At 65.8% G+C, this 15,271-nt stretch carries 6 protein-coding genes and 1 pseudogene; 2 read left to right on the forward strand and 5 right to left on the reverse strand.

The window, feature by feature from the left end; translation table 11 throughout:
• Positions 1–106: 106 nt before the first annotated feature.
• Positions 107–928: pseudogene (locus AB0447_RS05400) on the forward strand (DMT family transporter); the annotation flags it as partial.
• 24 nt (positions 929–952) lie between these two features.
• Here AB0447_RS05400 and AB0447_RS05405 read toward each other — a convergent pair.
• Complete coding sequence (locus tag AB0447_RS05405) at positions 953–2,263, reverse strand: transglycosylase family protein (RefSeq protein ID WP_366475144.1); 1,311 nt, start codon at positions 2,261–2,263, stop codon at positions 953–955.
• A gap of 184 nt (positions 2,264–2,447) precedes the next feature.
• On the opposite strand from AB0447_RS05405, the gene gndA reads away from it, so the two are divergent.
• Positions 2,448–3,890 carry an NADP-dependent phosphogluconate dehydrogenase gene (gndA, locus tag AB0447_RS05410; protein ID WP_366475145.1) on the forward strand — a complete coding sequence of 481 codons (1,443 nt, stop codon included), beginning with the start codon at positions 2,448–2,450 and terminating at the stop codon, positions 3,888–3,890.
• Between the two features lie 300 nt (positions 3,891–4,190).
• Here the strand turns inward: gndA and panD are convergent, their stop codons facing one another.
• The 4 genes from panD to AB0447_RS05430 all read right to left on the reverse strand — a co-directional run bounded on the left by panD (position 4,191) and on the right by AB0447_RS05430 (position 15,102).
• Positions 4,191–4,610 (reverse strand): aspartate 1-decarboxylase, encoded by a 420-nt coding sequence (gene panD / locus AB0447_RS05415; protein WP_366475146.1) that lies wholly within the window; start codon positions 4,608–4,610, stop codon positions 4,191–4,193.
• Positions 4,611–5,219: 609 nt separating this feature from the next.
• Positions 5,220–8,477, reverse strand: a complete 3,258-nt coding sequence (locus tag AB0447_RS05420) for an SNF2-related protein (RefSeq protein ID WP_366475147.1) — start codon at positions 8,475–8,477, stop codon at positions 5,220–5,222.
• Between the two features lie 12 nt (positions 8,478–8,489).
• A complete protein-coding gene (locus AB0447_RS05425; protein ID WP_366475148.1) occupies positions 8,490–11,411 on the reverse strand; it encodes a DUF1156 domain-containing protein in 2,922 nt (973 codons plus the stop codon).
• Positions 11,412–11,874: 463 nt separating this feature from the next.
• On the reverse strand, positions 11,875–15,102 hold the full coding sequence (locus AB0447_RS05430; RefSeq protein WP_366475149.1) for a DUF499 domain-containing protein: 3,228 nt from the start codon (positions 15,100–15,102) through the stop codon (positions 11,875–11,877).
• Positions 15,103–15,271: the final 169 nt, after the last annotated feature.

Consider the following 15,271-nt stretch of genomic DNA (forward strand, 5'->3'; position numbering starts at 1 on the left):
CACGACGGTGCGTAGTTGTTTCTACTCCCCTACTACGACCGGAGTATGAGCGATCTTCTACCAGAGGTTGAGGAATACTCGATCAGCACCCCGCATTCTGGAACACATGAGTGCCCTCGCGCTGTCGGTGCTGCTCTGCCTGGTGTCTGCGCTCGCCTACGCGGCCGGTGCGATCGTGCAGGAGCAGGTCGCCGTCGCCCATCCGAACCGTACGTACGCGCCGCTCCGGCAGGCCGGCTGGTGGGTGGCGGTCGCGCTCAACGCTGTCGGCGGGCTGCTGCACGTGGTTGCGCTGGCCTACGGGCCGTTGAGCCTGGTCCAGCCGCTCGGGGCGCTCACCATCGTGTTCGCGCTGCCGATGGCGGCGGTGTTCGTCAGGCGCCGGGCCGGTGCGGCCGCCTGGCGGGGTGCGCTGATCGCCACCGTGGGCCTGGCCGGGCTGCTGGCGCTGACCGGCGGGGACGGGCGTACGCAGACGCTGTCCGGCGGGGAGCAGGCGCTGCTGCTGGCGTTCACGACCGCCGGAGTGGCGGCATTGTTCGTGGCGGCGCGGCAGGCGCGGCGGCCGGTGCTGCGGAGCGTGCTGCTGGCGGTCGCGGCGGGTGCGGCGTTCGGAATGGCTTCGGTGTTCACGAAGTCGGTGGCCGAGTCGGTCACCGGAGGTTCGGCCTGGGGCGCGGGGCTCGCGCAGTGGCCGGAGCTCGTGTCGATCGCGGTGCTGGCGACGGCCGGGCTGCTGCTGTCGCAGGCGGCCTACCGGGGCGCCGGGCTGGCCGCCCCGCTGGCGACGCTGACGGTGGTGAATCCGGTGGTTGCTGCCGCGGTGGGCATCTCGCTGTTCGACGAGGGCTTCCGGTACGGGGTGCTGGGCACGACGGGTGCGCTGGTGAGCGGTGCGCTCGCGGCGGCCGGCCTGATCCTGCTCACGGCCGTGCCGCCGCACGCGCGGGTGTCAGATGCGGACTCCGTGGCCGCGGAGGTACGCAAGCGGGTCGATGTCCGAGCCGTAGCCGGGGCCCGTCCGCATCTCGAAGTGCAGGTGCGGACCCGTGCTGTTGCCGGTCGAGCCGGAGCGGGCGATCCGCTGGCCGCCGCCGACCTGCTGGCCGGCCTTGACGGAGAGCGCCGAAAGGTGCGCGTACTGGGAAAACTTCCCGTCCGTGTGCCGGATCACGACCTGGTAGCCGTAGGAACCGGACCAGCCCGCCGACACGACCACGCCGGGGCCGACGGCCTTGACTGAGGTGCCGGTGGGCACCGGGAAGTCGACTCCGGTGTGGTATCCGCTGGACCAGGAGGAGCCGGAGACCCGGTAGGCGGTGCCGATGCCGGCGTCCACGGGCGCGCTGTAGCCGCCGATGGCCGGCCGGGCGGGCGCCGGCTTCTCCTTCACCGGCACCGGTTTGGCGGTGTCGCCGGGCTTCGGCTGCACGGGGGCGGGCCGCGGGGCGGGCTTGGCCTTCGGCGGCTGCGGAGCGGGTTTGGCCTTCGGTGGCTGCGGGGCCGGTTTGGCGGCGGGCGGCTGCCCGGGCTTGGCCGGGGCGCCCGGGGCCGCGGTGACCCGCAGGGTGAGGCGCTGGCCCGGGAAGATCAGGTCCGGATTGGCGCCGACGGTCGTGCGGTTGGTCTCGTACAGGGCCTGCCAGCCGCCCTCGAGGTGCTGCTCGTGGGCGATCGCGGAGAGCGAGTCGCCGGGCGCTACCACGTACGGGTTGGGGAGGACGGAGGTCCCGGTCGGGCGCGGTGCGGCGGCAGGCGGCTTGGATTCGGGCTTGAGGTTCGGCTGCGTGTTCTGCCGGACCGTCGACTGGGGGGCCTGCTGCGGGATGCTCCGGGCCTGCTGGGTTCGCGGCTGGGTCTGCGGCTGGATCTGCGGCGCCTGCCCGGCACGGGTGAGGCCCGCCTTCTTCGAGCAGACCGGCCAGGCCTGCGGGCCCTGGCCCTTGAGGACCTTCTCGGCGATCGCGATCTGCTGGTCCTTGGTGGCGAGGTCGGCGCGCGCGGCGTATCCGGTGCCGCCGAAGGCGCGCCAGGTGCTCTGGCTGAACTGGAGCCCGCCGTAGTAGCCGTTGCCGGTGTTGATGTGCCAGTTGCCGGTGGATTCGCAGGCCGCGACCTTGTTCCAGGTGTCGACGGCCGCCGCGTGGCCCGTTCCGGCTCCTATGAGGGGCAGCGCTATTCCGGCACCACCCGCGGTGACAGCCAGCGAGGCCCGGTTGATGCTGCTCGGCTGGTACCGGCGGTGCCGGCCCCGTACACCCATGGGAGCCCCCTTGAAGACATCAGGAACCGCACAACTTAACGTCAGGGCACAGGCCTGACAAGAGTCGCAACGGGGCGCACCCAAGGGGAAGTTGACATTCCGTCGGCCGGGAATGGACCGGCTCGCGGCGGTGTCGCGGTAGCGTCGGCACGACCCGCACATCGAGGCACGCAGGAGCGCACGCATGAGCAGCACGGCCCAGATCGGCGTCACCGGGCTCGCGGTGATGGGCAGCAACCTGGCCAGGAACTTCGCCCGCAACGGCTTCACGGTCGCCGTGCACAACCGGACCGCCGCGAAGACCAAGGCGCTGGTGGAGGAATTCGGGCACGAGGGGTCCTTCGTGCCCGCCGAGAGCGCGGCGGAGTTCGTGGCCGCACTGGAGCGGCCGCGCCGGCTCGTGATCATGGTGAAGGCAGGTGAGCCGACGGACGCCGTGATCCGGGAGTTCGCACCGCTGCTGGAGCCCGGCGACGTGATCATCGACGGCGGCAACGCGCACTTCGAGGACACCCGGCGGCGCGAGCGGGAGCTGCGCGAGCAGGGCATCCACTTCGTCGGCGTGGGCATCTCGGGCGGCGAGGAGGGCGCGCTGCTCGGCCCGAGCATCATGCCGGGCGGCTCGGCCGAGTCGTACGCGGCGCTGGGCCCGCTGCTGGAGAAGATCGCGGCCAAGGCCGCCGACGGCACGCCCTGCACCTCGCACGTGGGGCCGGACGGCGCCGGGCACTTCGTGAAGATGGTGCACAACGGCATCGAGTACGCCGACATGCAGCTGATCGCGGAGGCGTACCACCTGCTGCGCGAGGTGGCCGGCTACTCGCCCGCGCGGATCGCGGAGACCTTCCGGGAGTGGAACCGGGGCCGGCTGGACTCGTATCTGATCGAGATCACCGCCGAGGTGCTGGCGCACACGGATGCCGCGACCGGCCGGCCGTACGTGGACGTCGTCGCGGACGCGGCCGAGCAGAAGGGCACCGGCCGCTGGACGGTGCAGATCGCGCTGGACCTGGGCGTGCCGGTGTCGGGGATCGCGGAGGCGGTGTTCGCGCGGGCGGTGTCGGGCCACGCGGCGCTGCGGGCTGCCGCGGCCGGGCTGGCCGGACCCTCAGCCTCCGCGCTGTCCGGGGAGGCGGCGGAGGCCTTCGCCGCCCAGGTGGAACAGGCCCTCTACGCCTCGAAGATCGTTTCGTACACGCAGGGCTTCCACCAGATCCGGGCGGGCAGCGAGGAGTACGGGTGGGGCGTGGACCTGGGCGCGGTGGCCTCGCTGTGGCGCGGGGGCTGCATCATCCGGGCGGCCTTCCTGGACCGTATCCGGGCAGCCTACGACGCCCGGCCCGACCTGCCGGGCCTGCTGTCCGACGTCGGCTTCGCCCGGGAGATCGGCGCGGCCCAGGACGACTGGCGGGCGGTCGTGGCCGCCGCGGTCGGGCAGGGCATCCCGGTGCCGGCCTTCGCGGCCTCGCTGGCGTACTACGACGCGCTGCGCGCGGAGCGGCTGCCGGCCGCGCTGACCCAGGGCCAGCGCGACTTCTTCGGCGCGCACACCTACCGGCGCACGGACCGCGAGGGCGCGTTCCACACGCTGTGGAGCGGCGACCGCTCGGAGGTCCGTACGGACTGACGCCCGCCCGCCGGGGGCCGGCCGCTCAGCCCAGGGGCCCGGGCTGGGGAACCGGCGCGGGCCCCGGCGGCGCAGGAATGGGGTCCGGCTCGGGGAAGGGGCCGGGCACCGGCGGCACCGGCCGGGGCACCGGCTCGGGGTCCGGGAAGGGCGGCGGCGCGGGGTCGGGCGGCGGCTCGGTCTCTTCCAGCCGATGCGGCCGATGGAGGTGTCCGGACTGCTCGATGTTCTTTCGGGGCATACACCCCACCTTCCCCCGCCTTCAGCCGGTATGCGCGCCGGCCTCACCCAGGGGAGCGTTCAGAGCGCCACTGCCTGCGGGCTGCGGAGCTGGTCCGTGCCAGGCACCGGGGCGGACGGGTCCGCGCCCAGCTCGACGATCCGGTTCCGGCCGTCGACGTGCACCACCCGCGGCTTCAGGGTGCGCGCCTCGGCGTCCTCGACCTGCGCGTAACTGATGAGGATGACGAGGTCCCCGGGGTGCACCAGGTGGGCGGCGGCCCCGTTGATCCCGATGACGCCGGAGCCGCGCTCGCCCTCGATGACGTACGTCTCGAGCCGGGCGCCGTTGTCGATGTCGACGATGTGCACCAGCTCCCCGGGCAGCAGGTCCGCCGCCTCCATGAGATCGGCATCGATGGTCACGGAGCCGACGTAGTGCAGGTCGGCCTGGGTGACGGTGGCCCGGTGGATCTTGGACTTGAACATTGTCCGAAACATGAACAAACTCCCGAAATGTCTGCTCCCTGCCTGCTCAGCGCAGGTCAAGGGCGGCCTTCGGAGCATACAACGATTCGCATATTCGGTCAGCTGTCCCCAGGTGTTGCAGAACTCACGCTGACCAGTTGCTGACTTTGCTGACGCATGGTCAGGGTGAGGAGGCGCGACTTCACGGCCCCTCCGGTACCCCGGCGACCAGACGCTCCACGTGGGTGCATTTGTGCGCGGTGAGGCTTTACTGCCCGGACGCTTCACGGGCATCAGCACCATCACCCGCTACGACACTGCCTGACCGTCGCGACGCTCTCATCAACGAGGTACCCGCATGGCAACAGTCAGGTCGGTCCCGCGGGGCCGGCGCCGCGTCTATCCTGGCCCTGAAGTCCTACCGGGCACCACCACGTCGTAGCCACTGTCAGTCGAAGTCCCATCCGAGGTGGACATGAAGCGGGCACTGCAGGAGCTGTTGGGAGACATCGACACGGCACCGGACGCCATCAACCGCCTCACCAGCGCGGCTGGCCGCAGGCAGACCGCTTTGCATGCTGCTCGATCGGGCACATGTCCGCCGACGGGCTCTCTGCGCTGACCCCACCGACGGCACCGGCATCAACCAACCGCTTTGGACTCGTTTGCCGCCGAGAGAAGCAGCGCCTGAAGGGCTGGCGCTCCATATGTGAGTAGCTCGATTTCAGTGTCTGCCTTCTCCACTACGGCACGGTCGAAACTAACGTAGCGCAGCTCCGGACCGAGAAGCGGCACCTCTTCCTCAGCTATGGGGAAAGTGATGACGGAGCAAGCACTGTCCAAAGACAGTGCATAGACCCCGCGCTGTTCTTCAACGGGAGTCAGTCGCGGGCCGGTAAGCGGATTGCGAGTCAGTATCTCGCGCATTTCCTCCAGGCTGGTCGCCGGTTCCACCTCTGGTGGTTCCTCCGGATCGAGGTCTTCCAGGTCCGAGAGGCGAACGGGCGAGGAGGTCGCAAGCGCGACTTGGTCGTGGAGTGCATTGACCTGGCGGGTGATCTCATCCTGCTGATGGCCGGGTTCGCTCATTGCCGCACTGCGGATGGCTTCCTCTGTGGCAGCGAGGACGGGTTGAGCATCGCCGACGATGTGCACAAAATCGCCGAAGTCTCCCTTGATGCCTTCGTAGACTCGTTGCTCGACGGTGTCGGCGTAGAAGTAGTTACTGATGCTCACGACCGGATATGAGGCGTTGATACGGTCCACGCGGCCGATCCGTTGCTCGACACGCATGAGATTCCACGGAACGTCGTAGTTGATCAGTCGGCCACAGGTCTGGAGGTTGAGACCTTCACTCATGGAGTCCGTGCCGATGAGCACACGGACCTCTTTCTCGCGGAAGCGGGTCTTGAGCTCGGCCTTCGAGATCGTCCGCCAGGTTTCACTCGCCGGGTCGTACACTTCTCCGCCTCGCCCCGAATAGGTGGCAATCCGCCCATAGACGGCGGCAAGGTGGTCACGCAGAAAATCCATCGTGTCGGTGTACTGGGTGAAGATCACGACGGAGTCGTAGGTGCTCCAGGTCTCGTCCAGATCCTTGATGAGCTGCTTCAGCTTGGAGTCGTCGCCACGCCTGTGGTCGAGGTCCTCGATGAAGCTGCGGAGTTCTGCCAGTTCAGCACCCAGAAGCTCTCCGCGTACGTCCAGGTTGGCGACCTCGAAGAGAGTGTCGTCTTCGGTGGTGAGGCGGTCGTCGTCGTCGAGGAGCGCTTGGAGCATCGCGCCCCGGCTGAGGGCGTCGAGGCGCCGCTGGAGGGATGCGCGGATCGCGTGGAAGGAGCTGGTGAGGCGGCGCCGGTAGACCGTCATGATGAAGCCGAGCGCTTGATTGCTCTGATCGACCTGGTAGGCGTTGTAATGGCGACGGATGTAGTCGTCGATCCGCTGGTAAAGCCCCTCTTCCGCAGTGGTCATGGGAATGAACCTGTCGTTGACGTCCCGGCGAGGGATGACGACATCGGCACTGAGGATGCCGAGTTCCTGGTAGCGGTGCAGCGTTTGCCTGGTCGTACGGAACACTCTGTCCCGCATCGGGGTGTGGGTGCTGAGCCACTCTCCGGCGGCAGTTGTCTGCCCATCAGACCAGTGGCGAACCGTGTTCTGGGTGAGCGGACGGGTGTGCATCTTGGTGACGGCGCCGGCCTTGGCGAAGCCAAGTTGATCCTTGATGCGCTGTTCGAGGCGGGCATCCCGGCGTGTTGCGGGGTCGCCCTTGACGAAGTAATCCGCGAGCAGCTTGTGAAGGAAGATCCAGTCGCGCTTGTCTGCCTCGTTCTGCAAGTTGGCGTAGTAGCGCTGGAACTCCGCCGCGCTGTACCCCCACGCTCCGGGCAGGCCGAAGAGGGCGATGAGGTCCCACGCCTCGTGCGGGGACATCTGCATGGGAGTGGCTGAGGCAAGGTAGAGCGTTTGCCACAGCCGTCGTTCCTTCATCTCCTGCAACAGGGAGAGGAGCGCGTTGGGGGATGCGTCGGGCCTTGAACCGCGGCGGCGCGCGTGGTGGGCCTCGTCGACGAAGACGATGTCCCACGGGCCGGCTTCGAACAGTTCGCGGCGCCGGTCCCTTCGCCGGGCAAGGTGGCTGGAGGCGAGGACGACGGGGAAGGCCGCCCAGGGATTCGTTCCCGGCTCGTATGGGATCGGTTCACCGTGCCGGTCCCAGAATCGGCCTTGGTCGTAGCGGGGAATGTCGAGAGCGAGCTTTTCGTGCAGCTCTTCCTGCCACTGGCGCAGAACGGAGGCAGGGACAAGGATGAGCGCGGTCCGTGCCTTCTGGGACAGCAGCAGCTCGCGGAGGATGAGGCCAGCTTCGATGGTCTTGCCGAGCCCCACCTCGTCCGCCAGCAGGTAGCCCCGTGGGTAGCTGGTGATCGCCCGGTGGGCAATGCGCAGCTGGTGTGGCAACGGTTCAACGCCAGCAGTGACGAGGCCGACCCCGGTTCCACCGTCAACGGTGGGCGCGGCAGCGAGGGACGCCAGTTCCGCTCGCGCCGCAGCCAGGTCCGGTTCCGGAGGCTGCGGGGGATCAGCCGCAGCGCGCGGGTGTGGCAGGGTAACTTGACCACCGTCATCGCGTTGCCCCGGGTCCTCGGAGCGGGGTTGCCACCCTCCCGGTACCAGCTTGATCAGTTCGTCCCGTACAGCTTGTGGCAGGGACAGGACGGTCCAGCCCGCGTCGGGCCGATCAAGCCAGTGGTCGGCGAACCGCTCCACGATGGGCTTTCCATACTCGGCCCACACATACGGGCTCCAGGAGCGGTAGGCCGTGAACGTCTCGTGATTCTCCTGCCAGCCGGCGGCCGTCTCGTTGTTCGACCCGAGGAAGGCCACGCGCTCGCCCATCGCATCGGTGAGCACGCCGTACTTGGAGTGAAAGTAGCGGCGGGTTGAGGTCGCCGGCAGCGGACGGCCTTGGTCGTCCAGTGGCACGCCCACCTTGATCTCAAGCTGGCCCTGCTTGACGAGCCAGGCCAGCAGCCGCAGGTATTCCCGCTCGACGATGCTGACACCTTCACCGAGCGGGTCGGCGAGCAACCTGGAAACGAGCGCGTCCTCGAGAGGCTGCCCGCGGGTCAGGGCATGGATGTCGCCTGCCGTGAGCTGTGCGCCGACGATGAGACGCATTCGCCCGTGACGCGCAACGAACGGAGCAACCCCGCGGGCCGCAAGGGCCAGTTCACGGCTGGAGTAGTAGCCGACAAGCCGGTCGTACGAGACGGCACGAGACAACAACGGGACGTAGAACTCGTGCAGTGGATCATCCGCCCCGCTGTACAGGGGGCGAATCTCCAGATCGAGAAAGGAGACACCCATAGCCTCGGCGATCGTCTGCCCCGGCACTGTCTGCACCCCTTACCCGGCCTCGGAATAGAGATCACCCTGCACAAAGGCGCGTCGCTCTGCTGGCAGCTCGGGCAGCACTACGTCGGGCAGATACGCCGTGGCAAGACGGTCCAGCGTGCCGGCCAGAGGAACGACCCAGTCTCCCTTCGCTCGCACCCGAGGGACTGCGTTGACGAGTCCCTGGAAGCAATCACGGAACCCGCGGTCCTTCGTCAAGCCCGTGCGATCCAAGAACGCCTTCGCAGCGGTTAGACCATCCATGTCGGCGATGTAACACACGGTGTGCACCGCATCAATCGGGTGGTCGAACTGCTCGGCGGTTGGGTCCACACCGAACTTGTCAGCGGAGCTGCCCCGAGCTGTGCGTTCCTTCGGCTCGCGCAGTTGGACCGTGCCAGCCTTCTTCTCGACGATCTTGGCGCGGACAAGTTGGTCCACATCGAGGCCGCCAGTGCTGAGCGCAAGCCGCCGCGCATCGTCGAAGCCGAACTCGGCAGCGCGGAACGTATGCCAGGCGAGGAGCGTGAAGTCCGTGTAGGGCTCGAACTGGGCGGTATGGCCCACGATCCGGTTGAGCTGGAGCCGGGAGACCTCGTTGCGTGCCGTACTGAGCGCCTCCTCCGGGCGGAGGAGGCGGACCGAACCATCCTCACTGGCCTGCGAGGAGTGGACAGGCCAGTGCCCAGAAATCACGGACATCGCAGGCCCGTAGGTAGAGAGCATGAGATCCACGCCGGACAGACCGGAACGTTCGAATCGGACCAGGGCCTCTCGAGCCGCTTGTCGCACTTCGGACTCGATGTCCTCGAAGAAGACTTGTTCCATTGTGTCATTGGCCTTGTGCTTGCGGCAGACCAACATGATCGTAGAAGCGGCAGAATTCAAGTTTGCCTGATGCAGGGAATGTTCAAACTCCGTATTAACCGGCCAAGATGTCTCGATCGTGAATCCGGCTTCCAGCAACGCCATACCCAGCGTGTCCCAAGCTTCGGCCCGCTTGTGGGTGAACATGACGGTCAATACGCCGTCATCACGCAGAACTCGATGGCATTCAGCAAAGATGGCTGTCATCTTCGCCTGGTAGTCGACATCAGCCAGGTGCTTCTTCCTTCGACCAAAATCGACGAATCTAGCCGGGTTGGCAACTGCCTCGTTTTCCTTGTCGCTCAACTCCTCGGCGAAAAATTCGGGCAAGATTCGCCCGAGGGTTCGCTTCTCCCAGACATAGAAGAAGTCCGCCAACTCTGCATACATGACGTTGTCGTAGTAGGGCGGATCCATGCACACATGCGCAATAGATCCGTCACTCAAGTGTTTCAGGTCCGCGCCATTCCCCTGGGTTACCGTGACGCTGCGCTGTAGCGGCGCCTCAAGTCCAACCCGATGCCCAGTATTCCAGAAGAGTTGAGCCAACTTCCCATAGGCGTCTGTCAGCTGATATAGGCACCATGGATAGAGCGCCTCGGCACCCTCAAACTCGGCAAACATCCACTTGAAAGCGAAGTTGTGCTTGTCGAAAACACTGCGCAGTGTCTGGCGGTTCACATTCCAGGAGGACGAGCGCGCGTTGTAATTCAACGCCGTGCTCTGCATGATAGCCAGTTGAGACAGGACGGCGACCGCGGTTTCCCTGTCCAGCTCACTAAGCACTTCGGAGACTAGCTTTCCGAATTCCTCAGCAAACGTTGCGTGAGTAAGTAGCTGCCGTGTTGAAAACATGTCAGCCCAGGAATCGATGCCGTAGAGCCGATGGCCGCGCTCGTAATTGCTGATCGCATCAATTTTTTCTGTGGGCAGCACGCCCTGTGCTTCCCACTCCGGGCGAAGCTTGTCCAACTCCTTCTCGGATGCGGAGAGCGCCGCCAGATCCGCGTCAGTCGGGGCGCGGAAGTCCCGCTTTCCGTCGGGGCGGCGGATAGCAACTGCATACAGCACTTGGCGCATGCGCCCAGCTTGAGCTTCAGCCTTGATGTAATCGCCACTAATGACGAGGTCGTCATACGGGCTCACTGCGGATCCACGAGACATGATGCCGTTGGCTGGGTCGAAGTCGACCGACGGGCCACGCACCAGTTCAAATCGCGGTTCACGAAGCTCGACACCATCTGCTTTGGTGACGAGACGTACCGCCACCTCCTTATCTTTTTCTTTCCGCAGCCACCAGTCGGTGACGAGAGGTACAGTTCGCCCAGTGCGCGGGCACTCTACGGCATGAGCCCAAATGAAGGCAACGACCTTCTCATTTTTCTGCAGCGGAAAGAATGGCTTTAGCCGATCGCGGACCCGAGTAACGAGGATCTCGCCCCACTTCTCGAGGTGTGGGAGGAGTTTCGGCCCGTGATCTGCTGCGATTTTCACACCGGCCCGAAGGACGGATGCGGCCACACCATTCAGATCGTTGGCGTAGGTCGGCAGCCCAAGCCGAGCTGATACGAACGGGATAGACCCCCCACCAGCAGTTGGGTCAACGAGCGAAGGGATTTCGCCCCAGGTTCGCTTCAATACTCGGTGAAGCAAGTCGATGGCAGCGTGATCTGGGTGGTTACGGAAGGCCTGCTTGTAACCGTATCCGTTGCCGTCCAGTTTGACACCTTCGGCCTTGGCCCGGTCCAGCGCAGCGCGTGCCGTAATTGGGTCACCCCAAATCCCACAGAGGTGCAGCAGCCATTTTTGGTAAGCCTCGACGCTGACGAGCTGCGGTGCATCCGGAAATTCTTCGGCAAGCTGAGGCGACCATGCCGGGAGGAGCCCTGCGAGAACAACGCCGGCCGACGCAACCAAGGGGCGCCTTGCCCACCAGACGTGGAGGAACGAGAGCGGAGGCAGCGCGGAGGCCGCGGCTCGCTCCCGCCGGGACTCGATTCCCAGTTCACGCACCGGAAGCCACTCTTCGATGAGCAAGCGCTTCGGCGAGATGAGGTCGGTGGTCATGAGGTTCAGGCCCCTGAGAGGTAGACGCGCAGCGCCCGGCGGGCGCGTTGGGCTGAGGTGCCGGTTGCGAGGGCGTACCAGTAATACGTCTCCTCGACAGACATACCTGCGATTCCGCTTGTCACTGCATGCACCCGATCCGCTCGGGAAAGAGGAGCTATGGCCAGCAGAGTCAAGGCAAGGCGGACTCCTGCTTCCTCCTCGAGTCGGATCGGTTTCCGGCGGTGCGGGGCCAGGACGCTCGGACGATGGCCGGAGTCACGGACAGCAGAGACCACGGCCTCGAGCGCTCGTTGCACCTGGCCGGCATCTGCTTGCGCCACAGTGGAGGCAAGCCGCCCGTACGTCTCCTCCAGCGTCACCGCAAACCCGTCGGTGTAGGACCCTTCCGGGGGCAGGACGGTGAGCCGAAAGGCGCGCACTCCCGGAGAGGCTGCGGTATGGGCGAGACGTACAACGGTGCTCACTGTGCGAGCTTTCCTTCCACCGTGAGTTCGGCGGGGCCGAGGTTTCGGATTACGGTGACAACCTGCTGGAGAGCCGAGTCATCGGGGTTCACCGGTTCGCTGAAAGACACGTCCCACCGCAGTTGACCGGATACCTCTGACGCGTACTTGAGCAGCCCGACGAGTTTGGACGAAAGGGACTGGAATTCCCTTTTCCCGCCGGTCACTTCGACGTTGAGCCCGCCCGTCACACCAGGGAACTCAGCGTCGAACTGTCCGTAGACGCTGATGTCGTGTCGCGGGAGCTGGCCCAGCCCCAAGATGATCAAGTCGACATCTTGAAGCTTGCGCGCCTCGTCGGCGGTGACCGTCACTGAGAGGGAACGCAGGCCCGTCCCGGCGTCGGCGAGCCTGTCGAGCATCCGTTGGAGAACCACACCGGGCGGCCCCGAATCGCGCTCGAGCTTGGCCCGCTTGCGCACGACTCCGAACTCGATCCCTATCCGCTCCGCCTCGGTCCGGGGCAGAACAGTAAAGGTGTCCAGGCTGCGTTCCCTGATCTCCTTTACGCCCAGCGCCTTCAGCCCCGCCGCCGGCTCCTGGTCCACGACCGACAGCCGCTCGTTGCGGACCGCGTCGGCAAGCAGCTCGGCCACAGCTGATTTCGTCGGCTCGCCGCCACACCTCTGTTCCAGTGCGGCCCGAAGCTGCGGGCCGGTGATGGCGCGGGTGCACAGGGCCGAGACATCGGACTGATTCGGCTGTCGGGCCAGCAGCCCCAGCAGCGTCGCCTCGGCACGGGTCAGCAGCTCGCACGCGGCGGAAAGCTCGACATTGGGTGTAACGCCATCGGACGTCCACGCTCGTTCCGCACGAGTGTCGTAGTAGACCCACCCGTCGTTGCGGATCCCCGCCTTTATGGCATCAGGGATGAGAGTCTTGTCCAGGACTATCGGCGCGTTGTGGTCGCGCCAGAACCAGTCCGCTACGGCCTTCGTGGTCGTCCGCTCCGGTCGGTCCCACGCCCGTGCCTTGAGCCACGCGTACGGGATGGCGTCCCTGCGGGTCTTGGCCTCATCGTGGAGAAGTTGCAGGACAAGGCGCACCGCTGACCTTGCGTTCCCCTGCTGGTCCAGAGGCATTTCCCGGTGGCGCAGGTGAGCGCTGTTCTGGTCTTTGACGGGGAAATAGACGTGCTTGTAGCAACGGGTGACCGCGACCCTGGCTTCCAGGCCGCTCCGGTCACGCAGCTTGACTATGCGGTCCCTGACTTGGTCGGAGTAAGTAGCCATGCGGGCCGTATCGCTGTGGATACGCTCCACCGCGATCGACGTCGCCACGCGGCTGCGGAGGACCTCTATCTGCTCGGCGTCGGCCGCCACGAAGACAACGCCATTGCGGTGGACCCGCAGTGTGCCAACTGCGCCTGCGTGGTCGCGCATGTCGGCGATAGCCGCGGGAGGCTGATCAGTCTCTCCTGCACGGAGAGACACGTGATCGTGATGGAGCACAGCGAGGTGCAGCTTGGGCTCATCAGGAATCGAGCCAGCGCTCTCCGGAAAGAGCACCACCTCCGCGTTGCCTTCCGCGGTGAAGGTGCGACGGATCAGGTCTTCGACTTCAACTCTTATCGTCGTGTTGGGGACGTTCTGCTTCTCATCCTCGACGATCTTGTTGACATTGGGCTCGGTCAGGAAGCGCCATCGGGTTCCGTCGTAAGTGAGGTGCCAGCAGACCTGCTCGGCTTCGCTGAGCGCCTCGTCCAGGAGCTCGGGCTCCTCACCCGGGCGCAGCGTTCCGAGCAAATATTCCGAACGGGCGGCGCCCACCCCGGCCTTGAGCTCCAGCGAGTGCATGAAGACGGTCCGGCAAGCACGGGTGGCGTAGGGCGTGCGCCCCGCGAATCGTGCCGCGTCAACCCTCGCTGCGTGGGAGGCAGCGCCAGCCAGGTCTGCCTTGGCTACTCCTTCGAAGGCCCCCCGGTCGATGGCGACGGTGAGACGGTTGAGAACCTCAGTGCGGCCGAAGTCGATTTCGGCAACGTTGACGATCTCTGTGTCGCTGTCCGCTTCGTAGATTCCGGCTACGACTTCAGCCAGCAATTTCAGGGCGCCGCGAGCGCGCTGGAAGTTTGGGATGTCACCGAGCCGTTGGTCAAGGACGCGGATCAGCTCGGGGTGGAACGGATAGCAACGTTCCACCTGCTTACCGTACTTCGCAGGATGTTCTGCGCCGCCGGTCAGTGCTAGATGACGGCCGAGGTGCTCGTACAGCTCCTGATATGCCTGGCCCGCAGCCTGCGCTGCCTCTTGGTCGACAGAGTCGAACAGACGCCGCTTAAGGATCTCGGCAATTTCAGTGTCGGTGGCCGGCTTGACGACCTTCCCTACCCGGGCAAGGTTCGAGTGGGCTTCCTTGAGGTTTTGCGCTGCCAGGCCAGTCGTCTCATCGAGCAGCTGGGCAAGCTCGTTGGTCTCCTGACCGTACGCGTCGGCGGTGGAGGCAAGGGTGACGATCACCACGAGGTTCGAGTCCGCCGCAGCGATCTCGAAGAGGTTCTTGAGAAAAACCGGCACCTGGCCGGCCGACCGGCGAACCGCGTCGTCTCCTGACGCAGTGAGTTGGCGAAGGTGATGGGCGATCTCATCGATGATGACGATGGTCGGACGGCCATCGATCACCTTCCGCAGCGTTTCCGTGCCCGGCGCCGTGCGGGCGGCATCGGAGTCCTTGAGGACCCGCCATGCGTCGTCACCGAGCTGCGCTGCGACCTCTCCCCACAAAGTGAACGAGCGTTGGCCTCCGGTCTCCAGACCATTCACCGGGTCGAGGACATCACCCACAACAGCGGCGATCTGAACGGGCCCATCAGGCAGTACTGCAGGGTCGACGAACTCGTCAAGGTTGGAGGGACGGGCGCCCTTGGCCACGTGGTACACGGCGATGAGCGAGTGCGTCTTGCCGCCACCGAAGGAGGTCTCGGACCGCAAGACGCCGTTCTCACCCACGTCGCCAGACGCTCGGGTGAGACGCCCGAAAGTCCTGGCCAGCATCGACTTCAGACCAGTGGTCGGATAGGTCAGCTCGAAGAACGACTCGGCGTTGCCATAAACGGCATAGTGTTCCGGATCTCGCACGATCTTGTCGAGCTGTGCAGCGAAGTGGTTGTCGGCCAGACGACCAGCCAGGACGTCGTCTCGCGGAACACACACCTCACGTAGCGCCTCAAGGCGTGCCACGCCCACCCCCCGAACCTATCCCCATACGTCCCACGCAGTTCGCGCAACGCCCGCCACCCGCCGCTTACCTGACGAGCTGTTGGAGGATCTTAGTAGATCAGCTGGCAGGGCAGTGAAGGAAGTCAGCTAGATCTGTTTCTTGATCACAATCGCACCGCAGCACCTAGAGATCGTG

Source organism: Streptomyces sp. NPDC051211 (genome assembly GCF_040689505.1).
Classification (GTDB): domain Bacteria; phylum Actinomycetota; class Actinomycetes; order Streptomycetales; family Streptomycetaceae; genus Streptomyces.

Excerpts from the sequence above, each read along its gene's own strand:
- AB0447_RS05405 (WP_366475144.1), bottom strand. The coding sequence starts at position 2,263 with ATGGGTGTACGGGGCCGGCACCGCCGGTACCAGCCGAGCAGCATCAAC.
- gndA (WP_366475145.1), top strand. The coding sequence starts at position 2,448 with ATGAGCAGCACGGCCCAGATCGGCGTCACCGGGCTCGCGGTGATGGGC.
- panD (WP_366475146.1), bottom strand. The coding sequence starts at position 4,610 with ATGTTTCGGACAATGTTCAAGTCCAAGATCCACCGGGCCACCGTCACC.
- AB0447_RS05425 (WP_366475148.1), bottom strand. The coding sequence starts at position 11,411 with ATGACCACCGACCTCATCTCGCCGAAGCGCTTGCTCATCGAAGAGTGG.